Source organism: Burkholderia sp. Ac-20379 (genome assembly GCF_017104645.1).
In the GTDB taxonomy this organism is placed as follows: domain Bacteria; phylum Pseudomonadota; class Gammaproteobacteria; order Burkholderiales; family Burkholderiaceae; genus Burkholderia.
The window spans coordinates 1-3603 of the sequence record NZ_JAAGPF010000495.1 but is presented as its reverse complement, the minus strand read 5'-3'; the positions used below and the strand labels follow the sequence as shown (position 1 = coordinate 3603).

Annotated in this window: 4 protein-coding genes; 2 read left to right on the top strand and 2 right to left on the bottom strand. The window is 70.8% G+C overall.

Annotated features, from left to right (window positions below):
- Positions 1–326 (bottom strand): TetR/AcrR family transcriptional regulator (locus G3N92_RS31920; RefSeq protein WP_206131526.1); only part of this gene is annotated, 326 nt, incomplete at its 3' end.
- Positions 327–488: 162 nt separating this feature from the next.
- On the opposite strand from G3N92_RS31920, the gene bdcA reads away from it, so the two are divergent.
- A complete protein-coding gene (gene bdcA / locus G3N92_RS31915) occupies positions 489–1214 on the top strand; it encodes an SDR family oxidoreductase (protein WP_206131525.1) in 726 nt (241 codons plus the stop codon).
- A gap of 51 nt (positions 1215–1265) precedes the next feature.
- Positions 1266–2129 (top strand): NAD(P)-dependent oxidoreductase, encoded by an 864-nt coding sequence (locus G3N92_RS31910; protein ID WP_206131524.1) that lies wholly within the window; start codon positions 1266–1268, stop codon positions 2127–2129.
- Positions 2130–2232: 103 nt separating this feature from the next.
- Here the strand turns inward: G3N92_RS31910 and G3N92_RS31905 are convergent.
- Positions 2233–3603 (bottom strand): DUF4132 domain-containing protein (locus tag G3N92_RS31905; RefSeq protein WP_206131523.1); only part of this gene is annotated, 1371 nt, incomplete at its 5' end.

The window sequence follows — 3603 nt, the reverse complement described above, 5'->3', positions numbered from 1 at the left end:
GTCTCGGCCACCTCGCAGGCCAGTTGCGCGCTTTCGCTCGCCTCGCCGCCGCGCGCGGCTTCGAGCACGAGGCAGCCGGGCCGTTCGGGATCGCTTGCGTAGGTGCGCGCCGCGCGGCCGATCAGGTCGGCCAGCGCGGCGGCGGGCGGGCGGCCCGGCAGCAGGATGTCGGTCAGCGCGAGCGCCGAGCCCGCGTAGCGCTCCAGCACCTGACGGAAGAACGCCGCCTTGCTGCCGAACGCCGAATAGAAGCTCGGCGCCTTGATGCCGAGCGCGTCGGTCAGGGCGCTCAAGCCCACCGCGTCGTAGCCCGCCGCATGGAACATGCGCTGGCCCACCTCGAGCGCCGCATCGGGGTCGAATGCGCGCGGGCGGCCACGCCCGGGTTTACCGCTGTTGATTAAATTAGCATTCACTACAAAAATACCTTGCGTTGTCGTGACTCGAAATTTATAGTGACCGCTAATTTAATTCAAGGAGTTCATGCGATGAATACGGAAGCAGCAGGCTGGCAAGGCAAATCGGTGATGGTGGTGGGCGGCAGCCGCGGCATCGGCGCGGCCATCGTGGCGTGGTTCGCGTCGGCCGGCGCGACGGTGCGGTTCACCTGGGCGGGTTCGCAGGCGGCGGCCGAGGCCGTAGCGAAGGATACCGGCGCGCTGGCCGTGCGCGCGGACGCGGCGGATCGCGACGCGTTGCTGGCCGTGGTGCGCGAGGCCGGCCCGCTCGACGTGTTCGTCTACAACGCCGGGCTGTTCGTCGGCGGCGATCCGCTCGCGATCGACGCCGATGCCATCGATCGCCTGATCGACGTCAACGTGCGCGGCGCGTACCACGCCAGCGTCGAGGCGGCGCGGCTGATGCCCGACGGCGGCCGGATCATCTCGATCGGCTCGGTGAACGGCGACACGGTGCCGTTCGAAGGGGCCGCCGCGTACGGCATGAGCAAATCGGCGCTGCAAGGGATGACGCGCGGCCTCGCGCGCGATTTCGGCGCGCGCGGCATCACCGTCAACGTCGTGCAGCCCGGCCCGACCGACACCGACATGAATCCCGCCGACGGCCCGCTGGCCGAGCAGATGCGCAGCTACATGGCGATCCGCCGCCACGGCACCGCGGCCGACGTCGCGAGCCTGGTCGGCTATCTGGCGTCGCCGGCCGCGCGCGGCATCACCGGCGCGATGCACACCATCGACGGCGGTTTTGGCGCCTGAGCGCGGATCGTTTCCGATTTCGACTCCGAACCCGATCCTGAGGAACTCACTATGAAAATCGGCATCATCGGCCTTGGCGCGATGGGGCGCGCGATGGCGCGCAATCTCGCGGCGGCCGGCCACGACGTGCATGCCTGGAGCCGTTCGGGCGCAAGCGTGGAGGGCGTGACGCCCGCCGCCTCGCCGGCCGCGCTGCTCGATGGCGACGCGCTGCTGACCATGCTCTCCGACGACGCCGCGATCCGCGAGACGCTGATCATGCCGGGCCTGCTCGCGCGGGCGCGGCCCGGCCTCGTGCACGTGGTGGCGTCCACCATTTCGGTGGCGTTCGCGCACGAGCTGGTGGCGCTGCACGCGGCGGCCGGGGTGGGCTACGTGTCCGCGCCGGTGCTCGGCCGGCCCGACGTGGCGGCGCGCGGCGAACTGAACGTGCTGACGGGCGGCAAGCCCGACGCCGTGAACGCGATCCGGCCGCTGCTGGAAGTGATCGGCGGGCGGATCTGGGAGATGGGCGAGGACGCGCCCGCCGCCAACGCCGCGAAGATCGCCTGCAACATGATGATCACGATGGCGATCGAAGCGATGGCCGAGGCCGTCGTGCTGACCGAGGCGAACGGGCTCGGGCGCGAGCGCTTCTTCGAGCTGATTCTCGGCACGCTGTTCGGCAGCCGGTCGTATCAGGTCTATTCGGCCAATCTGGCGCAGGGCAACTACGAGCCGGGCTTCAAGGCGACGCTGGGGCTGAAGGATCTGCGGCTCGCGTCGGAGGCGGCCGCCGAGGCCGGGCGCGCGTTGCCGATGCTGTCGGCCGTGCACGGGCGGATGCAGGAGACGGTGGCGGCGGGGCTGGGGGAGCGGGACTGGTCGGTGATGGCGGAGGTGACGATCAAGGGGGCGGGCGCGGCGAAGGGGTGAGCGGTGGGGGCGCGGTGGTGGGCGTTAGGCGGCGGTAGCGTCGCCGGCTGCGCATGGCCATACCCGCCATGCCGGTTCGACGCCCGGGGCCGCGTTCCTGGCCTCAACGCCCGGCCGAGTCCTCCAGCAACCGTCCCACGACGCCCACGATCCGCTCCAGCAACACTTCGTCGTAAGGCAGCCACGGCACGGCATGAACGCGCGCTCCGTTCGGCGCGAGTTCGATCTCGACGGCCTCGCCGTTGCGCGTGACGCGCCCCGTCGCGCAGTGCACGGCATGCTCGCCGATGCACAGGTGCCGCGCCTCGAGCGCAATCTCTCCGCGTGCGATCCGCTCCGAAAACAGCATCGCCAGCACCTGCTTGCGATGCCGCGCGATCTCGCCGAGCGGCGCGTCTGCAAGACGATGCAGCCGATGTTCGCGATCGATCGCGGCTTGACGGCTCGCCTCGCCGTGCGGATCGTCGTCGAGCGCAAACCCGGCCGCGCTGACCAGCAGATCCACCGCGCGCGCGATTTCCGAAAACACCGCCGGCTCGATCTCGCCGATTGCAATCGGCACCCATCGCGCCGCGTACCGGCGCTCGAAACCGAGCCGGCCCGAGGTGCCCGGGCCTTGCGAACCGGGGTAGAGCCGCGCCGCCACGGCAAAGCGCGCGCGGATCGCGCCGAATTCGCGGGTCAGGCCGTCGTCGTAGGCGTGCAGCACCCAGCCTTCGCGCCGCGCCAGGCCGATCAGCGGCCGCACCGACAGCACATGCCCCGCGAACATCGATGTGTCGGACGACGCAAGATCGTCGGCGCCCGCTGTATAGCATTCGCGGAACGCCTGCTTGAACGGCTGCCGCAGCTTGCGCGCGAGCACCGCGCGCTGCCACGCCAACCGCTCGCCGGCGGAAGCCGTCGACGGATGCCAGAGCCGGATCGGGCCGGTTGCCGCGATCTCGCAGCGCCGGCCCTCGGCGTCGAGCCCATGCACGCCGTCGGCCGAGCGGATGGGCATGAACGCGATGCGCGTGCCTTCGGGAGATTCGGCTTGCCAGACGACGTTGGCGGCGAATGCGAAGCCATCGGGCGTATCGATCAGATAGCGTTGCCAAGCGTCGCGATCGAGCGCCGTGTCGCGCCAATAGCTCGTTTCGAGGCATGTCGCCAGCATGGCCACTCGCTTGCGGTCGGGCTTGGCGTTGGGCTTGCCGTCGAGCGTCATGCGCAGCGCCACGTGCGGGCGCTCGCCCAGCCCGCGCTCGGCCGGCTTCAGGTTGCGCTCCAGCTTCTTTTTCACGCCGGCATGGCGGACCACGGCCAGCGCGTCGCGCAGCGCGCGCACGCCTTCGGGCGTCGGCGCGGCTTCGACGGCGTGGCCGAGCGCGATGGCCAGCGATTGCGACGGCGCGGTTTTGGCGGCGGTGGGCGCGACGCTGGCGCGGCTCAGCAGCGGGCCGATCAATGCGGGCAGCCACGGCTCGTCGCG